Annotated in this window: 21 protein-coding genes and 1 pseudogene; 15 read left to right on the forward strand and 7 right to left on the reverse strand. The window is 56.5% G+C overall.

All coding sequences use genetic code 11. From position 1 onward, the window contains the following. The first annotated feature begins 10 nt into the window (after nucleotides 1-10). From KIH26_RS08980 to KIH26_RS08995, 4 genes are read left to right on the forward strand one after another with little or no spacing between them, the layout of a single operon-like run. Nucleotides 11-721, forward strand: coding sequence for a Fe2+-dependent dioxygenase (locus tag KIH26_RS08980; RefSeq protein ID WP_213444145.1), 711 nt, complete (start codon nucleotides 11-13; stop codon nucleotides 719-721). Nucleotides 722-727: 6 nt separating this feature from the next. Next, nucleotides 728-1,456 (forward strand): energy transducer TonB, encoded by a 729-nt coding sequence (locus KIH26_RS08985; protein ID WP_213444147.1) that lies wholly within the window; start codon nucleotides 728-730, stop codon nucleotides 1,454-1,456. 20 nt (nucleotides 1,457-1,476) lie between these two features. Further along, entirely contained in the window at nucleotides 1,477-2,190 is a 714-nt protein-coding gene (locus KIH26_RS08990; RefSeq protein WP_213444149.1) for a MotA/TolQ/ExbB proton channel family protein, read from the forward strand. A 6-nt stretch (nucleotides 2,191-2,196) separates the two neighbouring features. Then, a complete protein-coding gene (locus KIH26_RS08995) occupies nucleotides 2,197-2,607 on the forward strand; it encodes an ExbD/TolR family protein (RefSeq protein WP_213444151.1) in 411 nt (136 codons plus the stop codon). 119 nt (nucleotides 2,608-2,726) lie between these two features. Here the strand turns inward: KIH26_RS08995 and KIH26_RS09000 are convergent, their stop codons facing one another. Continuing rightward, nucleotides 2,727-3,458, reverse strand: a complete 732-nt coding sequence (locus KIH26_RS09000; protein ID WP_213444153.1) for a Rieske (2Fe-2S) protein — start codon at nucleotides 3,456-3,458, stop codon at nucleotides 2,727-2,729. Nucleotides 3,459-3,693: 235 nt separating this feature from the next. Between KIH26_RS09000 and KIH26_RS09005 the strand changes: the two genes are divergently transcribed. The 8 genes from KIH26_RS09005 to KIH26_RS09040 all read left to right on the forward strand — a co-directional run bounded on the left by KIH26_RS09005 (nucleotide 3,694) and on the right by KIH26_RS09040 (nucleotide 10,723). Next, on the forward strand, nucleotides 3,694-4,176 hold the full coding sequence (locus KIH26_RS09005) for a GreA/GreB family elongation factor (RefSeq protein ID WP_213444155.1): 483 nt from the start codon (nucleotides 3,694-3,696) through the stop codon (nucleotides 4,174-4,176). Between the two features lie 267 nt (nucleotides 4,177-4,443). Further along, entirely contained in the window at nucleotides 4,444-4,713 is a 270-nt protein-coding gene (locus KIH26_RS09010) for a BrnT family toxin (RefSeq protein ID WP_213444157.1), read from the forward strand. Next, the gene (locus KIH26_RS09015; protein ID WP_213444159.1) at nucleotides 4,697-4,996 is read left to right on the forward strand and encodes a BrnA antitoxin family protein; all 300 of its coding nucleotides are present in this window, start codon (nucleotides 4,697-4,699) and stop codon (nucleotides 4,994-4,996) included. The genes KIH26_RS09010 and KIH26_RS09015 overlap by 17 nt, the downstream gene beginning before the upstream one ends. A gap of 187 nt (nucleotides 4,997-5,183) precedes the next feature. Further along, nucleotides 5,184-5,657 carry a GNAT family N-acetyltransferase gene (locus tag KIH26_RS09020; protein WP_213444161.1) on the forward strand — a complete coding sequence of 158 codons (474 nt, stop codon included), beginning with the start codon at nucleotides 5,184-5,186 and terminating at the stop codon, nucleotides 5,655-5,657. 370 nt (nucleotides 5,658-6,027) lie between these two features. Next, nucleotides 6,028-7,737, forward strand: a complete 1,710-nt coding sequence (locus tag KIH26_RS09025) for a hypothetical protein (protein WP_213444162.1) — start codon at nucleotides 6,028-6,030, stop codon at nucleotides 7,735-7,737. Between the two features lie 3 nt (nucleotides 7,738-7,740). After that, the gene (locus KIH26_RS09030; RefSeq protein ID WP_213444164.1) at nucleotides 7,741-9,093 is read left to right on the forward strand and encodes a trypsin-like serine protease; all 1,353 of its coding nucleotides are present in this window, start codon (nucleotides 7,741-7,743) and stop codon (nucleotides 9,091-9,093) included. A gap of 246 nt (nucleotides 9,094-9,339) precedes the next feature. After that, complete coding sequence (locus KIH26_RS09035) at nucleotides 9,340-9,813, forward strand: GNAT family N-acetyltransferase (protein ID WP_213444166.1); 474 nt, start codon at nucleotides 9,340-9,342, stop codon at nucleotides 9,811-9,813. Nucleotides 9,814-9,994: 181 nt separating this feature from the next. Further along, on the forward strand, nucleotides 9,995-10,723 hold the full coding sequence (locus KIH26_RS09040) for a hypothetical protein (RefSeq protein WP_213444168.1): 729 nt from the start codon (nucleotides 9,995-9,997) through the stop codon (nucleotides 10,721-10,723). Between the two features lie 141 nt (nucleotides 10,724-10,864). Here KIH26_RS09040 and KIH26_RS17180 read toward each other — a convergent pair. Beyond that, a pseudogene (locus tag KIH26_RS17180) lies at nucleotides 10,865-10,987 on the reverse strand (DUF3418 domain-containing protein); the annotation flags it as partial. A 148-nt stretch (nucleotides 10,988-11,135) separates the two neighbouring features. On the opposite strand from KIH26_RS17180, the gene KIH26_RS09050 reads away from it, so the two are divergent. After that, the gene (locus tag KIH26_RS09050) at nucleotides 11,136-11,855 is read left to right on the forward strand and encodes a hypothetical protein (RefSeq protein WP_213444169.1); all 720 of its coding nucleotides are present in this window, start codon (nucleotides 11,136-11,138) and stop codon (nucleotides 11,853-11,855) included. A gap of 38 nt (nucleotides 11,856-11,893) precedes the next feature. Here KIH26_RS09050 and hrpA read toward each other — a convergent pair whose 3' ends face one another. The 4 genes from hrpA to KIH26_RS09070 are packed head-to-tail and all read right to left on the reverse strand — an operon-like array spanning nucleotide 11,894 to nucleotide 19,277. Next, nucleotides 11,894-15,844 carry an ATP-dependent RNA helicase HrpA gene (gene hrpA / locus KIH26_RS09055; RefSeq protein ID WP_213444171.1) on the reverse strand — a complete coding sequence of 1,317 codons (3,951 nt, stop codon included), beginning with the start codon at nucleotides 15,842-15,844 and terminating at the stop codon, nucleotides 11,894-11,896. A 7-nt stretch (nucleotides 15,845-15,851) separates the two neighbouring features. Beyond that, entirely contained in the window at nucleotides 15,852-17,360 is a 1,509-nt protein-coding gene (locus KIH26_RS09060; protein ID WP_213444173.1) for an NAD(P)H-hydrate dehydratase, read from the reverse strand. Nucleotides 17,361-17,417: 57 nt separating this feature from the next. Further along, nucleotides 17,418-18,317 carry a lipase secretion chaperone gene (locus KIH26_RS09065; protein ID WP_213444175.1) on the reverse strand — a complete coding sequence of 300 codons (900 nt, stop codon included), beginning with the start codon at nucleotides 18,315-18,317 and terminating at the stop codon, nucleotides 17,418-17,420. A gap of 30 nt (nucleotides 18,318-18,347) precedes the next feature. After that, nucleotides 18,348-19,277 (reverse strand): esterase/lipase family protein, encoded by a 930-nt coding sequence (locus KIH26_RS09070; RefSeq protein WP_213444176.1) that lies wholly within the window; start codon nucleotides 19,275-19,277, stop codon nucleotides 18,348-18,350. Between the two features lie 242 nt (nucleotides 19,278-19,519). Between KIH26_RS09070 and KIH26_RS09075 the strand changes: the two genes are divergently transcribed. Beyond that, nucleotides 19,520-19,900 (forward strand): VOC family protein, encoded by a 381-nt coding sequence (locus KIH26_RS09075; RefSeq protein ID WP_213444178.1) that lies wholly within the window; start codon nucleotides 19,520-19,522, stop codon nucleotides 19,898-19,900. 6 nt (nucleotides 19,901-19,906) lie between these two features. Then, nucleotides 19,907-20,593: a helix-turn-helix transcriptional regulator gene (locus tag KIH26_RS09080; protein WP_213444180.1), complete on the forward strand. Its 687-nt coding sequence runs from the start codon at nucleotides 19,907-19,909 to the stop codon at nucleotides 20,591-20,593. A 1-nt stretch (nucleotide 20,594) separates the two neighbouring features. Here KIH26_RS09080 and KIH26_RS09085 read toward each other — a convergent pair whose 3' ends face one another. Beyond that, nucleotides 20,595-21,833, reverse strand: coding sequence for an esterase/lipase family protein (locus KIH26_RS09085; RefSeq protein WP_213444182.1), 1,239 nt, complete (start codon nucleotides 21,831-21,833; stop codon nucleotides 20,595-20,597). Nucleotides 21,834-21,839: the final 6 nt, after the last annotated feature.

The following is a 21,839-nucleotide window of genomic DNA, read 5'->3' on the forward strand; positions in this document are numbered from 1 at the left end:
AGCCAACGCCATGCAACTCGTTATATCCTCTGTTTTATCTGCTGCTGATGTGGCCAAGCTACTCACCTTGCTGCGCAACGCACCCGCGGGCGAAGGCTGGCTCGATGGTGTGGCCACATCAGGCAAGCAAAGCGCGCAAGTGAAAAACAACCAGCAAATGCCAGAGCATGGAAAAGTGACTCAACAAGCGCGTGAGCTCGTGGTGGGCGCTATCAGCCGCCATCCGAGCTTCATGACAGCCGCCTTGCCACGCCGTTTGTACCCACCCAATTTCAACCGCTACACAGGCTCAGCCAACACTTTCGGCGCACACATTGACAATGCCCTGCGCACCTTACCCGGCGCACCTGGCTTTTTGCGCACGGATTTATCGTGCACTTTGTTTTTGAGTGAGCCAGACAGCTACGCGGGCGGTGAGCTTGTGATTCAAGCAGCTGGCGGCGAGCAGGCTTACAAGCTGCCCGCTGGCAGCCTCTTGCTCTACCCTGCCAACACCGTGCATCGCGTCAACCCCGTCACAAGCGGTGAGCGCATCGCTTGCTTTTTCTGGATTGAGAGCATGGTGCGGTCACAAGAGCAACGCGAGCTGCTTTATGAGCTGGATATGACCATCATGGCGCAGCGCACGCGTGAGCTGCAACGTGGTGGCAAAGAATCTGCCGAATCTGTCCGCCTGACCGGCACGTATCACAATCTCTTGCGCATGTGGGCGCAGCCTTAGTCTTCCATGAGTGATTCCATTCCCTTACACAAACGCCCCGTGGTCATCGCCAGCGCAGTCGCGCTGCTGCATGTTGGCGGCTTGGCTGCGCTGCAAAGTGGCTTGCTGGTGCGCGCTTATGAGGTGATCGTGCCGGTAGAGATGATCAGCCAGATCATTGAGCCACCTCAGCCGATCTTGCCGCCTCCTGCCCCGCCAGCGCCCCCCGCGCCCACGCCGCCGGAGCCTGCCAAGCTCAACAAGGCAGTTGCGCCGCCTCCCGCGCCACAGCCCTTAGCCGTTGCAGACCCCACACCCGCTCCCAACGCACCTGTGGCAACGCCTGCACCTCCTGCCCCACCTGCACCCTTGCCGCCCATCACTGCAGCCGTGGCCGCCACACCAACGCCTGCGCCACCCGCAGCGCCCTCGCCTCCTGCAGCTCCAACCGCACCCGCACCCGTTGCAAAGGTAGAGCTGCCGCGCAGCGATGCCGATTACCTCAACAACCCTCGCCCGCCCTACCCGCCTGTGAGCAAGCGCTTGGGCGAACAAGGGCGCGTGATGCTGCGCGTCGTGGTGGGTGCAGATGGTTCGGCGCAGAAAGTCGAGCTGCACACCAGCAGCGGTTTTGATCGTTTGGATGCCGCAGCAGTTGCCGCTGTCTCTCGTTGGCGCTTCAAGCCTGGCACGCGCGGTGGTGTGCCTGAGACGATGCCATTCCTCGTGCCCTTAGATTTTTTTGCAAACAACTGATTTTTTTATTTGGACTTTTTATGAATCAAGCTTTTGGTCTCTCCCAACTCTGGTCGCAAGGCGATTGGGTCACCCGCTTCGTCGCTCTGCTCTTGCTCGTTATGTCGCTTGCCAGCTGGATGGTCATCATCACCAAAGCGCTGGCCGTTCGCCGCGCGAGTGCGCAAGCCAAAGCCGTCGAATCGTTTTGGCATGGCTCAGATTTAGCCGATGGCCTCAGCAAACTCGGGGCCGAGGCAGACAACCCCTTTCGCCAGCTCGCCATCGAAGGCCGCGAAGCCGCCGCGCACCACAGAGCTGCCAAGCCGCAACTTCACGACACGATGGATATTTCTGATTGGATCACCCGCTGCCTGCGCAACAGCATTGACGAATCCACTGCCAAGCTGCAATCCGGCCTAGCGGTCCTCGCCTCCGTTGGCTCCACCTCCCCCTTCGTCGGCCTCTTCGGCACCGTCTGGGGCATCTATCACGCCCTGCTCGCCATCGGCATGGCCGGCCAAGCCAGTATCGACAAAGTGGCCGGCCCGATAGGTGAAGCTCTGATCATGACGGCGCTCGGCCTCGCAGTCGCCATCCCCGCTGTGCTCGGCTACAACGCTCTCGTGCGCGCCAACAAAGGCGTCACGCAAAAGCTCAACCGCTTCGCGCATGATCTGCATGCGTATTACGTCACAGGCGCGCGTGTAGGCACGAACGCTGCGGCGAACGTCACCCCGTTGAAGAAAGCATAAAAAATCATGGCATTCGGAACCCAAGACGACACAGATGAGGTGATGAACGAAATCAACATGACACCGCTGGTCGATGTCATGCTCGTGCTCCTCATCATCTTCATCATCACCGTCCCCGTGATGAAGCACACCGTCAACATTGATCTGCCTCGCGCGACCAATCAACCACAGGATGCCAAGCCCCAAACCATTCGCCTCAGCGTGGATGACAAAGGCCAATACTATTGGAACGAAACCCCCGCCTCCGACGAAGCCGTGCAATCCCAACTCAAAGCCGCAGCAGCTCTTAATCCTCAGCCCGAGCTACACATCCGTGGCGATAAAGCTGTGCGCTATGAGCGCGTCGCGCAAGCCATGGCAGCAGCGCAGCAAGCGGGCGTGAAAAAGATTGGCTTTATCACCGAGCCAGCGAAGTGAAGCAGCTCAACACTCAGTAGTACTCTTTCAAACCCGTTCACCCTGAGCTTGTCGAAGGGCTCTTACTAGGCTTCGACAAGCTCAGCCCGAACGGCATGGTCTCATCGAAGAAAGTAAGCTCAGCACTTCACAGGATTGCGGCAAAACTTATCCAACTCGCGCACAGGCGTGCGCTGAGTCACGGCGTTCTTCGCTTTGCTGCCCACTTCAATGCTGAGCTTGGCCTCGTATTTTTTGAAGAACTCATCGAACAATTCGCCGCCTAGCGTAGCGTAAGCCGTGAGCGTATCGTCTTTCGCGTTGTGCTCTAAAAGAATGGCGCACAGTGGCTGGCTCGCCGGCCCGCCCAACACTTTCGCACCCTGCGCTGGATCGTATTGGCTGTGATCGGCGCAGCAGTGAATCAGGTCAGCGCCGTGATTTGGCGTTTTGGCATTCACTGGCGTGCCTTTGCGAAAGGAGATAAAACTCAATTGCTGCGTTGGATAAACCAGCTGATGCGCACAGATCGCACTAAAGGCCACGATGCTTTTCTTCATGCCCACGCCGCCCGGCCAAGCGTAGCTCTCGCCACCTTTGGTTTTGAGCGCAGCAGGATTGGATGGCGGTACAGCCTTGCCCAGATCGAGCAAGAATACTGGTGTGGCCTCAAACGGGTAATGAAACACGTAATTCGTCTGCACCGTAAGAGAAGAAGCCTTGAACGGATCGCCCCGCTCATTGGTCAGCAAAACGCGCTGATAAGCCTTCGGGCGAGCATCTGCGGCCAAAGCGGGCAAACTCGCTGCGCCAGACAAGCAAGCTGCTGTAGCCGCTGTAGAACATGATTCAATAAAGTTGCGTCGATCCATACTCTCCATCGTGCAGGGCTTGGCAGATCTTGTCAACTTGGGTCAACACGCGCTCAAGATTTACTGACAGGCTTGCCCAATCACGCATCGGCTGGACCGCCCGCCATCACGCTCGCTCGAATCAGGCAGGAATACGCAAAATTTAAGCCAAATCAGCCATTCCCCGGCGTAGAATCTGCGCAGAGTGCTATCAGAAGAATAGTAAACACCAACCACCCCACGCAGACATTTCACCATGGATAAATTCTTGCTGCAGCAACAGGTGCTAGCGCGGCTAGCCGAAGACCTGCTGCAAGCCGAGCGCGCCATGCAGGTGGCCCATGAAACGGCGACTCACGAAGAAAACATCGCCGAAAACAAATACGACACCTTAGGCCTGGAAGCCGCGTACCTGTCCACCGGCCAAGCGCGTCGCGCCGAAGCCATCCGAGAGGCGATGGCCCATTGGCGCCAATTCCGCCCGCGCCCCTACGACGCCAGCAAAGGCATACAGCTCGGCGCGCTGGTCTGCCTGGTCGATGCCGACGACAAACAGCAACAGCTCTTTCTCGGCCCCAAGGGTGGCAGCATGAAGTTAGCGAGCGGCTCAGAGTTCGTTCAGGTCATCAGCAGCGAAGCCCCTTTGGGCAGAGCCATGCTGGGTAAATGTGAGGGTGATCAGGTATCGATACAGGGCGCTCCAAGCGGGCAGCAGTTTGAGGTGCTGCGGGTTGACTAGTACCCAAAGTTCACGTCGAATGCATCAGACATGACTCGCCCGGCTCAGCTTGCTCCGTCATCGCAAATTTCAAGCCAAATCAGCCATTCCCCGGCGTAGAATCTGCACAAAGTGCTATTAAAAGCATAGTAATCCGATGCTCCGTACAACGCACTACTCGCCATCCAGCCCGTGTCTTTACGGCTTGGAATTAACACCTGGAAGCCCCAAACGGTGCTGAGGTTCGCGCCACTTGACCCCTCGATTTAATGTAGCTACAATAAATCAATGCAAATCCAGTTCGATTCAGCGAAAGACTTGGCAAATCAAGCCAAGCACGGTGTGTCACTCTCGCTAGCGGATGAACTGGATTGGGAAGCTGCGTTGGTGTGGGTTGATGAGCGGTTTGAGTATGGCGAGGCGCGCATGATCGCGCTCGCGCCGCAAACTGGCATCCTGTACTACGTGGCATTTGTAGATCGTGGCGAGATGCGCAGAGTGATCAGCCTGCGCCGCGCCAATCGTCGAGAGGTGAAACACTATGTCCAAACAACTTAAGCGCCCACCCATCCTCATGCCAACAGCGCAAGAGGACAAAGCCATCACTGCCGCCGCCAAAAGCGACCCCGATGCCCAGCCGCTCACGCCCAATCAGCTCGCAGCCATGGTGCCCATGCGCGCGCTGCGCGGGCGACCGAAACTAGACAACGCCAAACAACTGGTCTCCGTGCGCTACAGCCCCGAGGTGCTGGCTTTTTTCAAATCCACCGGCGAGGGCTGGCAATCGCGCATGGACGGCGCGCTGCGCGAGTATGTGGCGCAGCATTCGCGCAGCGCGTAGCGCATTGCTCCGCTATTAATGTAATAGCACTCTGCGCAGTATTTATGCCGACAAGATGCCAATTTCGCTCAAATTCCCACACCCTATAAGCATTGAAAATTTAAGCTAAATCAGCCATTCCCCGGCATAGAATCTGCGCAGAGTGCTATTCAATTCATAGTAAATACCGCCTAAAGCCAGTCACCCCATGCCGCCCCTCATAAGCATTCGCCCCATTCAACCCACCGACTTTGCCGCTTGGAAGCCGCTCTGGGATGGCTACAACGCTTTCTATGGCCGCGAGGGCGCAACCGCCCTGCCCGATGACATCACGCAAAGCACCTGGCTGCGCTTTTTCAACCCCAGCGAGCCCGTGCATGCCATCGTGGCCGCTGCGCAAACGCCGCAAGGCGAGCAACTCGTCGGCCTGGTGCACTATCTGTTTCACCGCAGCACCACGCGGCTGCATGATGTGTGCTACCTGCAAGACCTCTTCACCGCCCCCGCGCATCGCGGCCAGCGCATCGGCGCGCAGCTCATTGAAGCCGTGTATGCCGCCGCGAAGCTGGCCAACAGTTCCCGCGTTTACTGGACCACCCAAACCACCAACACCAGCGGCCGCGCGCTCTATGACAAACTGGCCAAGCATGCGGGGTTTATTGTGTATTCACGTGAGCTTTGAGCGCGCGCTAGACGTATCGATTGCTTGCGGTTAAGCCGTCCAAATTGAAGAACTCTTACCTGCGCCAGCACGCATGCCAATTTCAAAGTGATGAATGGATCTCGATTCCCGGTCTTATGGAGGTAGACGCACCAGTACTTCGTCGCCTGTCTTTTGGACACTTTTAACTGCACAGACGTTCTTGGCAGGCAAGACAAAAATCGTAAGAGTCGCGACGAATTCTCCGCAGAAGTGAGTAGATCAGTGATTCAGATATTAGATTCTTGACAATCAACTGCCCTAGACTCATGTTTGAAAGTTTCAAGCGCGCGTGATGGGAAATCCTCATCTACTCGATATTGCAAACGGGACCAACAAACGGAGAACTGCAATGCGTTACCACCTTTTGGCTGCTTTGGCGATTTTGACCGTCACGGGCTGCAGCACCAACCTTCAGAGCAATCGCATGTATGCAGACAGCGAAGTCGAGCCCGGTGTACTCTACAACCTACCGATGGCTGTATTTGACGTCGACGTGAAATTTCTCGTCACGGATTGCAGGGTCAAAGGCGGCACGCACGAGTTGACTTGGGAGCTGGCGGAAGGTGCAGCCGTACACAGCCTAGCCCCCGACCCAGCAGAGACCTACCGCATACCATACAACACACTCAATTCACCGCTCAAGCTCACGAGTATGACTTTGTCGATGCATCCCAACGGGATGATCAAGTCCATCAACGCTGCAGCTGAGGACCGCACGTCCCAGGTACTCGCCTCTGTGGCTGGCACGGCAATCAACCTGTTCAAAACGAGCGTACTGCGCTTCACCGGCACGAGTGCGACGAGAACCGGCATGCCTTGCGCTGACTTCATCGACAAAAGGCTCAAACAGCGCAAATCGATCCTCGATATCGAACTACCTGCAGCACGCCTTGCCGACAAAGCGCTGGCAGCGGACAAGAAAGCATCGGACGAGATCCGGGTATTGGTTGAGCAGCTCAAGGCCAAGCTGGCAGAAAGCTTAAAGGGCACGGACGCGGCGGCGACCGCTGCGCTTAAGACTGAGCTTGCAAAGGCGCAGGCGCAGGCCAGCGTAGCTGCCGCGAAACTCAAAGACAGATCGCCCGTGATGGAGCTAGACGCGCAGATCGAGCAAGAAAAGATCGCACTTGCGCTGGCCAAAAAAAAGGGTGATAGCGCAGCAGCGAAGGCTTCGCAAGACAAGATTGACGGGCTCGAAGCTTCGCGCACCGTAGCGAGCGCAACACTTAAAGACCGGGAGCCGGCAACGGCTGAGCTGCAGGCGACACTGGTAACCCTGACTGAAGCGCTTACGTACCCGGTAAGAAAGACCAACTGGCAGCCGAGGAATGATGCCGCAACGCGTTGTGTTGCGGTGTCCGCGCCCCATGTGGATTTTCTAGCCCGACTGGCACGCGCCAGCAATGCGACGATACCGGACACGTCGGTGGACGAAGAATTCGTCGCACATGCCTGTATCGAGGCGGCCGGCCACCCAGTGAAGCCGGTGGCCACTGGCACCACACCCGCAGCTCCGGGGAGCTCGTCGACCATCTTTACCGGCGTGGTGTACCGCCAACCTGTGTCAGGCACGGTAAGCGTTACCGACAGGCGCCCAGGCGGCACGCGGTTCACCTCGCCCAGTGCTGTTAGCTTGCCACAACTCGGTGCAAAGGCCTTGGTTTGGCTAGAAAACAGGACTTTCGACAAGAACTCAATCGTTGTCTCATTTAACGAAGACGGTTCCATGAGCCAGCTAACGTTCCAAGCGGAAGCGCGCGCCGAGCGTGGCGCCGCTGCTGTACAGGACCTTTCCAAATCGCTCGTTGATCTTCTAAAACTGCGCTCGGATGCAATCAAGGCTAAGGAGCAGGCGGTTGACGATGAACAAAAGAAAGCGCAGCAGGCTCAGCTCGACGCGTTGGATCAGCAAATTGCCCTTATTAACAAGCGCAAGGATGTAGAGGCAGCTCGCACACCGCCCGATCCGCTCGACAAGGAAAAAGACCAACTCAAGAAACTTATCGATGTGGAGACGCTACGCCAGCAGCTAGATGCACTCAAGAAAAAGGCGGAATAATTCATGAGGCACCTCATAGTAGCTCTGTTGGCCGTTGCAAGCTGCACGGCGCTCTCCCAACCTGAGCGGTTGCAACTTAGTCCTGATGGTTTGCAAAAACTTCAGGAACTGCGTCTGCAGAAGTCAAAGGAATTTGCACGGGATTTGCCGCTATCCAGAACGGCGCTTCATAAGCTATTGGAAACTGACGATGAGCAAGTAATCAAGTCGGTGCTAGCAGCGCGTAGCACTGTGCCGAAATCTAAACTCGACGACGACGCCATTGCCCGTGCTAGGCTAGTGGCATTGTCACGAACGCGTGATGTGGACCTGCAGAAAACCCTGCGTAGTGCGGGTTATAGCGGTGACAAGCTGCTTGAAACTGCGCGGACATCAGTGAACCCACAGGTCGATGTCAAGGCGTTGCGGCCAACAATTTCCTTTAACCGCGAGGGCCGCGCAGTGTTCATTAAGCCGTCAGTGCTCGTGACTAACCCGGGCGTGGTTGCGCCCGACGGCGTATTTGCTGGCATGCCGTTTACTGGCAAACCAGTTATCGGCTCTGGCGAGGGCAAACCGGTTTACCGTCAAGGCCTTCGGTATGCAGGATTGCTGGCAGCTACTCGTGACGGCAGCTACGAGATGGTGTGTTCCGGCACAGTTGTTGCGAAGTATTGGCTCATTACCGCCGCCCATTGCCTGTTCAACGAGGTCAACTCAGGCCGATACCCCGCTGCGCAACTTGCAGTGTTTATGCCGCTGCAAGGCGGGCAGGAAACCGTGCGCGGGTTCAATGGCGACAACAGAGCCATGAAGCGAATAAGTGTGGAAGCCGCCGTCTGGATGGGAGATGGTGACAACAGTATCTCCTTTCCGGTTAGCAAAGATGGCTTTGGTGACGTGATCAAGCACGGAAGGGATTTAGCCATGCTGCGGCTGAACCAGCAGCAGATGGATGCGTTACCGAATCTCCTGGGCGACGTGCGGCTGTATATGGGCACTCCACCTGAATCGGAGACTACTGTAGTTGGCTACGGTATCACCGACATCCGGAATTCGACCGGACTGACGCTTCTGGCCGGTTTTCGCGGGGAGTTGCCGTCAGGGGCTGACAGGGGCAGCAACTTGCTGCAATTCGGCAAACCTGGTGACGCGGCAGCAGGCATCTGCGGTGGGGACTCCGGCGGCGGGCTTTTCCTTGGCAGGATCGATGGCACGCAGTCCAGCACACAGCTGATCGGTGTGATCAGCGGGCTTAAAGCCGACGAATCCAGTAGTGCGGAAGTCTGCATTGCGTCGGCACAGATGCATTCGTCACTGTTAAGCCAGCGTAACCGTAAATTTGTATGCGATCTTGCTCCGGCTGCGTGCGCGTGAGGCCACGTCCATAACGCTTCCCGGGGTTCAGCTTGCGAGTTCAAATTCCGAGCCATGCCCTCTATTCCTAGTGGGGCGTAAGACTTTTCATCTAGCGAGCTTTAGCGGCCGGCCTCTTGGCATCTGGCTTCGAGCAAAAACCAGGACTAGGCAGAGATCAGCCAATACCCTCCATGTAATCTGAGAAAGGTGCTATTGAAAACATAGTGAACGCCAATCTTCCCTGAATCCACCCGCCCCCACCCCATGCCGCCACACATCAGCATTCGCCCCATCCAGCCCACCGACTTTGCCGCTTGGAAGCCGCTTTGGGACGGCTACAACGCCTTCTATGGCCGCGAAGGCGCGACTGCCCTGCCCGATGAGATCACGCAAAACACTTGGCAACGCTTTTTAAGCAGCAGCGAGCCGGTTCACGCCCTGCTTGCCACCCTGCAAACCCCAGAAGGCGAGCAAGTCGTCGGCCTGGTGCACTACATTTTTCACCGCAGCACCACGCGGCTCCATGACGTGTGCTACCTGCAAGACCTCTACACCGCCCCCGCCCATCGCGGCCAGCGCATCGGCGCGCAGCTCATCCAAGCCGTCTATGCCGCCGCAGCTCAGCAAGGCTGCTCCCGCGTTTATTGGACCACCCAAACCACCAACACCAGCGGCCGCGCCCTCTACGACAAACTCGCCAAGCATGCGGGATTTATTGTGTATTCGAAGGAGCTATAGGTAATCTCCGAGCTTGTTTGGTACTACCCGTTCGCCTACAGTGTGTAGTACGTGTTTTTGGCTCTCAGGCGCGTCATTCAGCTACGACTGCAAAGTACAAGATAGGAGTTTTGCGGTTTAGTATCGGGCGATTCGGCTAGACTGATTAGTATTTCGCTTTTACCCCACTTGGGAAATTCATATGTCAATCTCATTTACGGAACATCGGCGTGAACTTGTGGCTGCGATCGTTGGCGCTAGTTTGGCGGGAGTGTTTTCGTTGGCTGTTGGACTGTATAGCTTGACAAAAGGCTTCGAGTTCACTCAAAACAAAGAGCAGTTGAAAAGCTTGCGCCAAGATATTGAATTTCTAACCCGTGTCCGTTCTGAAATTGACGCGAACACGCAGGCCCTGCTTGGTAAAGACCATACGGCGCAAGCTACGTTTTCTGAGCCAATGAACTTATCTGCGATGATGAAAGGAATGTCCGGAAAGACTGGCAGCAAGAAACAACCTACTGCTGAAGAGCAAGCGATGCTCAAGGAAATGTTGCGTCAGTTTGATCAAGAATCAGTACGCGTAGTCACTTTCCGATTTCCGCGAGTTCCATTGGTTGCAGACTCGTGGAAAACCTCGTATCCAGAGGCAGGAGACATTCCTTTTGAGCTTTTGAGCGAGATCAATGAGTACTACAGACGTGTCCGCAGTGCTAATAGTCTTATTGATCGCCACGAAAGTCTTGCTGCTGGCGCATCTCTATCATCCGGGTATAAGAAAGCCGTGGAGGAGGATGTAACCTTTTTCAACTCGCAAGTAGATGAATTAAAAAAGATTGATGCAATTAAGCTAAAGAACAAGATAACTACTGAAATCTCATCGCTATCAGAGCGGCGAAAGAAGCTTGCACTGACCGTTGAGAAATTAGATTGATTTCTTATTTGGGCATTTCGGGCAGCGAGTGGCTCGTTCAAAACACAACGCCCAAGTATCAAAAATACAAGAGAAATCAGCACTTCCCCGGTATGGAATCTGCGCAGAGTGCTATCAATTTTAAGGTCGCAGTTTGCGACCTTAAAGCGCCAACTGCTCAAAACTCTTCTGTATCCGCTTGATGCTCACGGGCTGCGGGGTGCGCAGCTCTTGGGCGAAGAAGCTGACGCGCAGCTCTTCGAAGAGCCAGCGCAGGTCTTGTAGGTTTAAAGAATTGCGAATCGTGGTCTAATTTGGGTTGATCAATCGTCTAATTTGGTAAGGCAGCCTCGAAGGAGGCGATCCCGGTTCGATTCCGGGTTGGTAAAGAGTACTTTTTTTGAGTGCTCTTTACCAACCTTGAGAGTTTGCAATGAATGAGCAACAAAGAGAAGATGTGTTTCACGCTCAAACCCAAAATGTTCGCGGGCTCGAAACGGCATGGGCGCATCTCAATAGGCAGATCAATGCGCTTATTCTGCAGAAGAACAACAAATCTGTTGAAGTTACGACAAAACTCCTTGCAGTGATTTACTGCGCACTCGCAGAATCGAAATTCTCAAAACTGATCCACACACCCAATGGGCTCTCTATTCACGAGATCATTCAAGTTAAACACGTTGCAAGCACTCAAGGAGTCAAGTTTGGTTGGCTAAAGTGCAGCGAGCTAGCCCTGCAACGTGTTGCTGGTGTGCGAAGCAGTCACGGCCCCAATGTGTTCCAGAAGCTTTCTCGCTTGATCGAACAGTTTATCTTCGACCCTAGCTTGGTACGAAATAAGCTTGCCCACGGACAATGGTCTGTTGCTCTCAATCGTGATAACACGGCAGTCAATTCCGATATTACGAAGGAGATCGGAGAACATACAGTCGTCGAACTGTACCGAAGGAAATGCGCGCTCGATCAATTGGCAATTATCCTAGAGGATATTGTTGAGTCACCTAACAAGGCTCACCACAGGGACTTCTGGCTTCATTTAGTTAAGCTGGAGGAGGATCAGAAAGAACTGGCAACGTGGACTTTCGAAAAGAAAGTTGAGCAGCTATTTGCAAAAAAGTCGTATGCTGTTAACAGCGCTAAAGCCAATGTTTAAGAAAATCATCGCTCTCTACAGGAGAGCGATTTGCGAACTCAAAGCGCCAACTGCTCAAAACTCTTCTGAATTCGCTTGATGCTCACGGGCTGCGGGGTGCGGAGCTCTTGGGCGAAGAAGCTCACGCGGAGTTCTTCGAAGAGCCAGCGGAGGTCTTCTAGGCGCTCGTCTAATACGCCTTTGCGCTCCCCAGCCAAGCGCAGGAAGCGCTGCTCTTCGGGGCGCAGCTCCTTCATGCGCAGCGCGTCGCGGGCGGGGTCGGCGCGGTATTTGTCTAGGCGCAGGGTGATGGCTTTGAGATAGCGGGCGAAGTGCTGCAGGCGCGCATAGGGCGTGGTGCTGAGGAATTTCTTGGGCATGAGGCGCTGGAGCTGCGCGGTGCAGTCTGCAGTTGCATCCGGGGCGTTTTTGCTATCTTTGATTTTTCGCAGGGCGGTTTGGTATTCGGTGAGGATGCTGCCTGCCAGCCTCGCCACTTCGTTGCAAATGAGGGTGAGCCGCCCTCTTCCCTCTAAAACGCGGGCTTTGAATTCTGGCGCGGTGGTGGGCAGGGGCTCGGTGAGGAACGCTTTGTCGATGGCCAGATCGAGGATTTGGGTTTTGAGCTCTTCGCTGGTGCCCAGCGGCAAATAGGCGATGCCCATTTTCTGCAGATCGGGGATGTTTTTCTCTAAATACTTGAGCGCATCTTTGATTTGCAGGGCGACGAGGCGGCGCAGGCCGGCTTGATGCTTTTGCGCGGCGACGCCGGGCTCGTCAAACACTTCGATGCTGACTGAATCCGTTTGGTCGATCAAGGCGGGGAAGCCGATGAGCGTTTGAACATCTTTGCCGAGCTTGCGGCGGATTTCTAGCAGCTCGGGCAGCTCGCCGAAGCTCCAATCGGTGTAGCGGGCATCTGCGTCGAAGGCGGGGGCGTTGGATACTGGCTCCTGTTTTGCTACTGATTTTGTAGCACTCTGCGCAGATTCTATGCCGGCTGGTGGCCGTTTTTGCTCTAAATTCTCGGCTTGAGGGGCTGCGGACGATAGCTGCGCCAGCGCCGAGGACTGTGAAATTTGCGCCAGAGCCGCAAAGGCCCCCCGCGCTTGGCTGCCCAGCTCGGCCTTGATAGCGGCCAAGTTGCGCCCTTGCGCAAGCTGCCTGCCATGCTCATCGACCACGCGGAAATTCATGAACAGATGGGGCTGCAGCATATCGAGCTTGAAATCGGTGCGCTTGATCTCCACGCTGGTGGCTTCTTTGCACAATTTCAGCAGCGCATCCACCAAAGAGCCTTTGCCAAAGGCTTCGGGCACATTGAGAATTTCCGTCAACCTGGCCGCGCTCTCAGGCAGGGGCACCAGGCGCGAGCGCGGGCGCTGGGGCAGGCTTTTGAGCAAGGCTTGCACCTTTTGCTGCAGCATGCCATGCACCAGCCATTCGCAGCGCTCTTCATTCACTTGATTCAGCGCAAAGAGCGGCAGCTCCACGGTGAGGCCGTCTCTTGCGTCGCCGGGGTCATGCAGATAGCTGGCTTTGCAATCCACGCCGCCTAGGCGTATAAGCTTGGGGAAGGCTTGGCTGGTGATGCCCGAGGCTTCGTGGCGCATCAGCTCGTCTTTGCTGATGTAAAGCAGCTTGGGGTTGGCGCCGTGATGCGCTTTGTACCAAGCCTCCAGCTCTCTGGCGCTGCACAAATCGGCAGGCAATTGCTGGTCGTAAAACGCGAAGATCAACTCTTCATCAACCAACACATCTTGCCGGCGGCTTTTGTGCTCGAGCTCTTCGACCTGGCGCACCATGCGCTGGTTGTGGGCATAAAAGGGCAGCTTGCAATCCCAAGCTTCTTTAGGCTCTCCCGTGCAGCCAGCCACCAGCGCTTCGCGGATGAAGATCTCTCGCGCTGCGTGCGGGTCCACCCGGCTGAAATTCACTCGGCGGCCACTGTAGATGAGCAGGCCATAGAGCGAAGCGCGCTCATAGGCGAGCACATCGCCGCCGCGCTTGTCAAAGTGCGGCTCAAGGAGCTGCTTTTGCAGCAAATGCTCGGCCACCTGCTCCACCCATTTGGGGTCAATGCCGGCCACGCCTCGGCCATAGAGCCGCGCCGTTTCCACCAGCTCGGCGCACACAATCCATTTGCCCGGCTTTTTAGACAGGTTCGCGCCCGGATGCGGCAGCCATTTGATGCCGCGAGCGCCCAAATACTCCGCCTGCCCTGAGCCTGTCGAAGGGTCTTCCTGCTTGTAGCCAATATTGCCCAGCAGGCCAGAGAGCAGGCTCATATGCAGCTGCTCAAAGCTGGCAGGATGGGCATTGGGCTTGAAGCCGAGCTCTTGCACGGTGGAGGCGAGCTGGGAATAAATATCGCGCCATTCGCGCACTCTTCTTATATTGACGAAGCTGGCGCGAAGCTGCTGCTCCCATTGGCGGTTGCTGCTCTTGTTTTCTCCGCTGCCTCTAACGTCATCGAGCCATTTCCAGAGCTTGAGATAGCCCACGAATTCACTGCGCTCATCGTCAAACTTCTTATGCGCTTCATCGGCCTTTTGCTGCATGTCGAGTGGCCGGTCGCGCACGTCTTGCAGGCTTAAGGCGCTGGCGATGATGAGCACTTCGCTCAAGGCGCCGCGAGATTTGGCTTCCAAGATCATGCGGCCCACGCGGGGATCAAGCGGGAGCTTGGCCAGCTCTGCGCCTAATCTGGTGAGCTCGTTGAGCTCATCGACAGCGCCCAGCTCTTGCAGGAGCTGGTAGCCATCGGCAATGGCGCGCTTGCTTGGCGCATCAATGAAGGGAAAATCTTCCACCGCGCCCAAGTGCAGCGATTTCATGCGCAAGATGACGGCGGCCAGCGAGCTTCTGAGGATTTCAGGGTCGGTAAACCTTGGGCGGCCTGTGTAATCTTTTTCGTCATACAGGCGAATGCAAATGCCCTCGGCCACGCGGCCGCAGCGGCCCGCGCGCTGGTTGGCGGCAGCTTGGGAAACGGGTTCGATGAGGAGCTGCTCAACCTTGTTGCGAAAGCTGTAGCGCTTGACGCGCGCCGTGCCGGCATCGATCACATACCGAATGCCGGGCACGGTGAGCGAGGTTTCGGCGACGTTTGTTGCCAAGACGATGCGCGGGCGGCCATCGGGTTCGAAGATTTTTTCTTGTTCGGCTTGGGAGAGGCGGGCGAAGAGCGGCAGCACATCGACGTTTTGCCTGCCGGGTTTCTTCGCGCAGTGTTTGCGCAAGTGATCTGCGGCTTCGCGGATTTCGCGCTCTCCGGGGAGGAAAATCAAAATATCGCCGCGCGGCGAACCCGACCAGAGCTCGTCCACAGCATCAGCCATTGCATCGTTCGCATCGAAATCTCGTGACTCTTCAAACGGGCGGTAGCGTTGCTCGACGGCATAGGTTCTGCCGCTGACCATGATGACGGGAGCTTTGCCTTTGCTACTGGCGAAATGCTCGGCAAAGCGATCCGCATCAATCGTGGCGGAGGTGATGATGATTTTGAGATCGGGGCGGCGCGGCAGGAGCTGGCGCAGGTAGCCGAGCAGAAAGTCGATGTTCAGGCTGCGCTCGTGCGCTTCGTCAATGATCAACGTGTCGTAGGCATTGAGCAGCGGGTCGGTCTGCGTTTCGGCGAGCAAAATGCCATCCGTCATGAGCTTGACGCTCGCGCCTTTGGAGAGCTTGTCGGCAAAGCGCACCTTGTAGCCCACCACCTCGCCCAGCGGCGTGTTCAGCTCTTGCGCGATGCGCTTAGCCACGGTGCTCGCGGCAATACGGCGGGGCTGGGTGTGGCCAATGATCTGTTGGCGTTGCCCGGTGGCTTTAGGTAGACCGCGGCCCAGTTCTAAGCAAATTTTAGGAAGCTGAGTAGTTTTGCCAGAGCCGGTTTCGCCGCAGACGATGACGACCTGATGCTCGGAAATGGCTTTTGCAATCTCCTCCCGTCTAGCGGAGACGGGAAGCTCTTCGGGAAACGTGATTTTTAAGGCAAGCGAATTTGACACCGGCGAATTATCGCTGGCTAATGCGCTTTATCAGCTCTGACGCAGGTACAACTTGCGAAGTTGTTGCCTCGCCCACCAATGCGCCATGCACCCAAGTGGCGCGTTGAGCAGCCAGCAAAGCATCAGCACCAGATTGCGCTAGAAAAGCGCCACAGATGCCAGCCAGCACATCGCCCGTGCCCGCTGTGGCCAATCTTGCATCGCCTGTGGGGTTAATGCTAGGCGCAACACCCGAGCTGGCGATGATGCTGCCGCTGCCTTTCAAAATCACGGTGCAGGCAAAGCGGTCTGCCAGCGTTTGAGCGGCAAACAAACGATGAGCTTGCACCTCAGCAGTGCTAGAGCCGAGCAGACGGGCAGCTTCAAGCGGATGCGGCGTGAGGATCGTGAGCAGATTTTTCGCAGCGCGAGCTTTGAGCAAGGTTTGCAGCGATTCATCCGTGGCGATTGCGTTCAAGGCATCTGCATCGAGTACCAAACGCTCACTCGATGAAAGAACACGAGGCAACACGCGCCGCACCTCTTCGCCACCCCCACAACCGCAAACCACAGTTTTACCCGCCAAATCAAGCGATGCGACATCGCGAAACATCAGCTCAGGCTGCATCGGATCAACCACCATCCCGCCACCCAACAGCCCCACAAACACCCGGCCCGCCCCCGCATGCAAAGCCGCCCGAGCCGCCAGCAAGGCAGCGCCCTGCATCCCGCTTGCACCACCGATCACCGCCACATCGCCATAGCTGCCTTTGTGGCTCGCATGCATGCGAGGCGATGCCAGCATCTCACGCTCACCCAGCAGCCAAGCTTGGGGGTCATTGACGGCATGGCTGATTCCCAGATCGTCAAACCATATCTCACCGCAAGCATCGCGCCCATGCGCAGTGAACAAACCGGGCTTGAGTGTGAGCAGGCTCAGGGTGTATTTTTTTGAATCAAATTGGCCATTTGCCGGCATAGAATCTGCGCGAGCTGCTATTGAATGAATAGCATCAGGTAACCACTGCCCAGTATCCGCGCAAAAGCCGCTGGGCACATCCACCTGCAGCACCGGCTTGCCGCTCTCGTGAATCAGGGCAAGCCATTCGACCATCTCGCCTTCTGGCGCACGGCTTGCGCCAATGCCCAGCAGCGCATCGATCGCCGCATCCCAATGCACAGGCGGCGCATCTGCAAACAGCACGCCCGCATCCCTTGCGCGATGCAGCGAAGCCAAGGCATCGGGAGGGCAATTGGCATCATCGCCCGCCCAAGTGACCACCGCATCGCGCCCCCACATGCGCAAATGCATGGCTGCTTCCAAGCCATCGCCGCCATTGTTGCCCGCCCCGCAAGCGATCCAAATCACCCGCGCATGCGGCGCAATCGCGCACACCAGGCGCGCTGCCGAGAGCCCCGCACGCTGCATGAGCGTGTGCGCAGGCAAATGGGAAGCGGCAGCTTGCTCAATCTCGCGCGTGGCGGCGATGCTGTGAAGCGCTTGTGTCGTATGAAAGGAGATGCGTTCTAAGCCCATAGAAGCATTGTGCAGCTTCTTGCGCGCCCATGCTGAATCGCTCGCTAGCTTGTGCGATCAAACGCCCAGCAACGAGCGGGCTCGGATGAGCTCTGTGCCTTGAAATTGGCTGCTGAGATACTGCTCAATCGCTTGTTGGCGCTGCGGTGCAGACAGCTCGGGGGCTTGGGCGTAGGCCTTGATTTGCTTGCGCGCTGCACTCAAACGCTGCTCCCATTGCTGCCATTCAGCTTGCACAGCGGCTTCGCGCTCCAGCGCCTGCGGGTGAGGTGCTGGCGTGTTGACTTCTGTGGCTTGGCTGCTCTGCGTCGCTTGGCCGCTTTGCACTTGCGCGAGCATCTGCTGCAATTGCGCCTCTTCTTCCGCGTAAAAAGCATAGGCCACATCAGCACCCAGCAACTGGCGGCGCATGATTTGCCGCTCGCTGAGCGCAGCGCTCCAAGTCGTAGGTTCTTTCAGGTTCACAGCATGCTTCCAACTGTGTTGCTGCAGCTGCACATAGCGCTGAAAAAGCGCCAGCACTTGACCCAGAGCCGGCTCTTTCACATCTTTCTCTGCAGCCGCGCGCAGCGCAGCTTCAATGCTGGCCAGCGGCATTTCGCCGAACAGGCTCAAATAGTAATCAAAGCGTTGACGCAGCGCTCGACTGGCTAAAAACCGCCCCTGCGCATTCACGCCCCAATCGCCATCGGCTTGCGTGCCTGCGAGCGAGGTATTGAGCAAATCGGGAGCAGGCCATCTGCCAGCCACTGCGCTTGCTACCTGAGCAGCCTTCTCAGGGCTCGCAGCGCCTAGCGCAAAAGGATTGGCCACGCCTGACTGCTGCCAGCCTGATGCACTGGGCGCAGAAGGCTGCGCAGGCGCATCAGTGCTTGGCCAAGAGACCCAGATAAGACAAGCAGCGGCAATGCATACTATTAAAACAGTAGCATTTCGCGCAGATTTGATGCCGGCCACACGCACCTTTGGGCACTTTTAGCAATAAATTTATAGCCCAAGGTTTTTCAAGCGATTGGCTTGCGCGCGATACACCGATACTGGATCAGAGCTGAAAATACTGCGCAGACCAAATGCGTGGTTGATCTCATCAATGTGATTCCAGTTGTAGTCATCACGCAAGACCTTGCCCCAATGGTTGGAGCAGCGCCCCACCAAACCATCGTTTTGCTCAAAGCCGAAGAACAAAGCGCCTGCGCCCATCAAGCCATCGGACACATCGAGCACATTGGTGAGCACGGATGTGCCACCCATGGAGTAATAGCGCACGCCGTTGCTGGCTAATTCTGGGCCTTGGCCACAGCTTGTGGTGGGTGCGCCAGCGGGGAAGCGGCGGTTGAAATCTTGCGCGCCTGCGGTGGAGAGCGATTGCAACGAGGCCAATGCGTTTTGTGGATTAGATCCGCTGCCAGACAGAAAAGCCACCAAGCTGCTCAAGCCATTCACAACGCCGGCAACGAGGCCCGTCGTGCCCGTCCAATTCGTGATGCCTTGCAAACCATCAGCCACTTTGCTGCCCTGATGCGGCGTGCCCATGCTGGTCACGCTGGCCACCAGGCCAGGAGACACTGCGGCCACATAGCGGCTCGTGCTGCCGCCATGGCTGTGGCCAACCAGGTTGAATTTCGTGTGACCATATTTGGCCTTGAGTGTTTGCAGCTCTTTGAGTAATTGCTCGCCACGCACCTCGGTACTGTTTGATTGCGACACGCTCGCTGTGTAAACGATTGCGCCACTGCGGCGCAGCTCTGCGGGCACACCATAGAAATACTGCACAGGGCCAACCGCATCAAAGCCCAACAGGCCATGCACCAGCACGATGGGGTATTTGGTTTGGGTGTAAGTGTCAGCAGCAGTCAGCGCGGTGGGGCTGGACAGCAAGGCGAGCGAAGTGGCGCATGCAACGAGAAAGCGTTTCAAGATTTGTCTCCTAGAGTTTTGTGCCGAAATTGAGTTCAGCGATATTGGAATTTGACGAGGCGCGCCGAATTATCGAACGATCGTTCGTTTTTATTTAATGTGGTTTTCACTTAAGAGTTAACCCGAGCATGAGAGATCGCTCCTTACACAATCCAAGCTCAAGCTGCTGACACCACGTTGTCAGGAGCCTGGCAGCAGACTACGATGGCACTCAATTGGAGTGATTCAACAGGAGTAGAGTTATGCAACATGCTGTCAATTGGTTTGAGATTCCCGTGGCTGATTTGAGCCGTGCGATCAAGTTTTACGAGGCGATGACCGGGGCGAAGCTGCGCCGCGAAGCCTTTGGTGCACCCGGCGAGGAGATGGGAATTTTCGTGGTGGATTCAGAAGAGACCGGCATCAGCGGCTGCTTGCTTTCCAGCCCCGATGCCAAGCCCGCGCAAGCTGGCACAACTGTCTATCTCAACGCCGAGCCGAGCATTGATACATGGATTGATCGTGCGCAAAAAGCAGGCGCGCAAATCATCACGCCGAAAACAGCTCTGCCACCCGGCATGGGATTTTTTGCACACATCTTGGACAGCGAAGGCAATCGCGTGGGCTTGCATGCGCTGGCTTGAGGTTTGATGCGCCGCGCAGACCGCCTCTTTCAAATCGTCCAGCTCATCCGGGGCCGCCGTTTAACGACGGCGGCTTGGCTGGCGCAGCGCTTGGAAATTTCTGAGCGAACGGTGTATCGCGATGTGGCGGATTTGCAGCGGCAGGGCGTACCGATTGAAGGGGAAGCAGGTGTAGGCTATCGGCTGGGCAAAGGTTTTGATTTGCCGCCGTTGATGTTTTCAAACGATGAAGCTCAAGCGTTGGTAGCTGCCGTGCGGATTGCGCAAACTTGGCTGGATCCGAAGCTGGCAGTCAGCAGCCAAGATGCGCTGTCTCGCGTGTTGAGTGTATTGCCCGCGGCAGCGCGTGCGTCGGCAGAGAGCTTGGTGGTGATGGTGCCGCCAGTGGGCTTGGAGCCAGGTGTGCAAAATGTGCTGCAACAATTGCGCGAGGCTGCGCAAGCTAAACAATTTTGTGAGATCAGCTACCGAGATGCGGCTGAGCTTCGCAGCCAGCGCCGTGTGCGCCCGCTCGGTGTGTTTTATTGGGGTAAGGTGTGGACGCTCGGCGCTTGGTGTGAATCACGCCACGCTTTCCGCAATTTTCGAGTGGACCGGATTGAATCGCTTCAAGTGGAGCTTGCGCACTTTTCGGACGATGCTGGGAAAACTTTGAGTGATCTGCTGCGCTTCGTGGAAGCGGAACATCCGTGATTTATTTTTTCAACCAGCGCAGCAAATGCTTCGCGACCGCTTTGCTACCTAGCATTTGAAAATGATCCATCTCATACACCACAGCTTGCCGAGATGCGGGCAGCTTCAGTGGCAAGCCCAGCTTGGGTTTGTCTTCCTGCGCTAAGGCGCTTTTCACAGGAACCAGACCATCACCGAGCAAACGCTTCAAAGGGGCTGCCAAATCTGTTTTTTTCTCAGGTGCTGGCGCTTTTTGTTTTGTGCAAGCCAGTGCATACAGCCTCACATGCTTAGGCCATGCAGGTAATTCGCCGGCGGGCGTAACAGCACCATCGCGCAAGTTCATGATGCCTGCGCTGCGTACGAGGCCAAGTTTGGCGAAAGGCGCGGTATATGGGCTCACACCAAGCACTTCATCCACGCCACGGCCTGCGCGCTCTAGCGGCGCGCCCGCGTGAGGCGAGCCGAGGGTGATCAGTTTGCTTAATTTTTTCACCCAAGCGTGATCTGCTTTGAGCGCGTGATGGCAAGCGCTGCGTATGACCAAGCCGCCCATGCTGTGGCCGATGATGACCAGCTCGGTGATGGCCACAGGCCAGTTGTTCAACGTGTTTTCTAGAAGCTCTGCAAAATCTGCACCGTTCTCATGAATCATGCGACCTGTGTTGTAGTGCAAGTAAATCGGCTCGTAGCCTAATTCGCCAGCCAGCATTGCGCCATGATCGTGTCCATCGCGATGCCATTGCAGATCGTTCATGCACAGGCCATGCACGAGGATGAGCAACTTGCCGTTTGTTTTTGAAGCGGATTCCAATGCCCTGCCCTGCTGGCGAAATTGCATCTGGATGGCCAAAGGATTTGTCGTGGCTGCCAAGCTATCGCCCAGCACGCCATTCACAGCCGAGCGTACTGTTTCACGGTAGGGCTCAGCGGATTTCAATTTGAGCTTAGAGGCCAGTTGTTTGGCTGCGGGAGCGAGCGCTTGAGACACCAGCGGCAGCTCGGCCGCATCCAAAGCGCGATTCACACCCCAGCCCACCACGCCTGTGATGCCGCGCACACTGCGATACACCATGCCAGTGATGCCGCGCGTCTTCTTCGGCTTGGCATCTTTGCTTTTGATCGGCAGCGCCAAACCAGAAATCGCGCCATGCATCTCCTCCACCACATCTGTGATGCCTTGCACGGCTTGAATCGCTAATGCACTGGTACCGCGCAGGGTGTTGAGTTCGCTATGAGCTGAGTATGGTGTTGAAGGCATGCGTTG

This window comes from Variovorax sp. PCZ-1, from assembly GCF_018413605.1.
GTDB lineage: Bacteria > Pseudomonadota > Gammaproteobacteria > Burkholderiales > Burkholderiaceae_C > JANMDU01.

Excerpts from the sequence above, each read along its gene's own strand:
- KIH26_RS08980 (WP_213444145.1), top strand. The coding sequence starts at position 11 with ATGCAACTCGTTATATCCTCTGTTTTATCTGCTGCTGATGTGGCCAAG.
- KIH26_RS08985 (WP_213444147.1), top strand. The coding sequence starts at position 728 with ATGAGTGATTCCATTCCCTTACACAAACGCCCCGTGGTCATCGCCAGC.
- KIH26_RS08990 (WP_213444149.1), top strand. The coding sequence starts at position 1,477 with ATGAATCAAGCTTTTGGTCTCTCCCAACTCTGGTCGCAAGGCGATTGG.
- KIH26_RS08995 (WP_213444151.1), top strand. The coding sequence starts at position 2,197 with ATGGCATTCGGAACCCAAGACGACACAGATGAGGTGATGAACGAAATC.
- KIH26_RS09000 (WP_213444153.1), bottom strand. The coding sequence starts at position 3,458 with ATGGATCGACGCAACTTTATTGAATCATGTTCTACAGCGGCTACAGCA.
- KIH26_RS09005 (WP_213444155.1), top strand. The coding sequence starts at position 3,694 with ATGGATAAATTCTTGCTGCAGCAACAGGTGCTAGCGCGGCTAGCCGAA.
- KIH26_RS09010 (WP_213444157.1), top strand. The coding sequence starts at position 4,444 with ATGCAAATCCAGTTCGATTCAGCGAAAGACTTGGCAAATCAAGCCAAG.
- KIH26_RS09015 (WP_213444159.1), top strand. The coding sequence starts at position 4,697 with ATGTCCAAACAACTTAAGCGCCCACCCATCCTCATGCCAACAGCGCAA.
- KIH26_RS09020 (WP_213444161.1), top strand. The coding sequence starts at position 5,184 with ATGCCGCCCCTCATAAGCATTCGCCCCATTCAACCCACCGACTTTGCC.
- KIH26_RS09025 (WP_213444162.1), top strand. The coding sequence starts at position 6,028 with ATGCGTTACCACCTTTTGGCTGCTTTGGCGATTTTGACCGTCACGGGC.
- KIH26_RS09030 (WP_213444164.1), top strand. The coding sequence starts at position 7,741 with ATGAGGCACCTCATAGTAGCTCTGTTGGCCGTTGCAAGCTGCACGGCG.
- KIH26_RS09035 (WP_213444166.1), top strand. The coding sequence starts at position 9,340 with ATGCCGCCACACATCAGCATTCGCCCCATCCAGCCCACCGACTTTGCC.
- KIH26_RS09040 (WP_213444168.1), top strand. The coding sequence starts at position 9,995 with ATGTCAATCTCATTTACGGAACATCGGCGTGAACTTGTGGCTGCGATC.
- KIH26_RS09050 (WP_213444169.1), top strand. The coding sequence starts at position 11,136 with ATGAATGAGCAACAAAGAGAAGATGTGTTTCACGCTCAAACCCAAAAT.
- KIH26_RS09060 (WP_213444173.1), bottom strand. The coding sequence starts at position 17,360 with ATGGGCTTAGAACGCATCTCCTTTCATACGACACAAGCGCTTCACAGC.
- KIH26_RS09075 (WP_213444178.1), top strand. The coding sequence starts at position 19,520 with ATGCAACATGCTGTCAATTGGTTTGAGATTCCCGTGGCTGATTTGAGC.
- KIH26_RS09080 (WP_213444180.1), top strand. The coding sequence starts at position 19,907 with ATGCGCCGCGCAGACCGCCTCTTTCAAATCGTCCAGCTCATCCGGGGC.
- KIH26_RS09085 (WP_213444182.1), bottom strand. The coding sequence starts at position 21,833 with ATGCCTTCAACACCATACTCAGCTCATAGCGAACTCAACACCCTGCGC.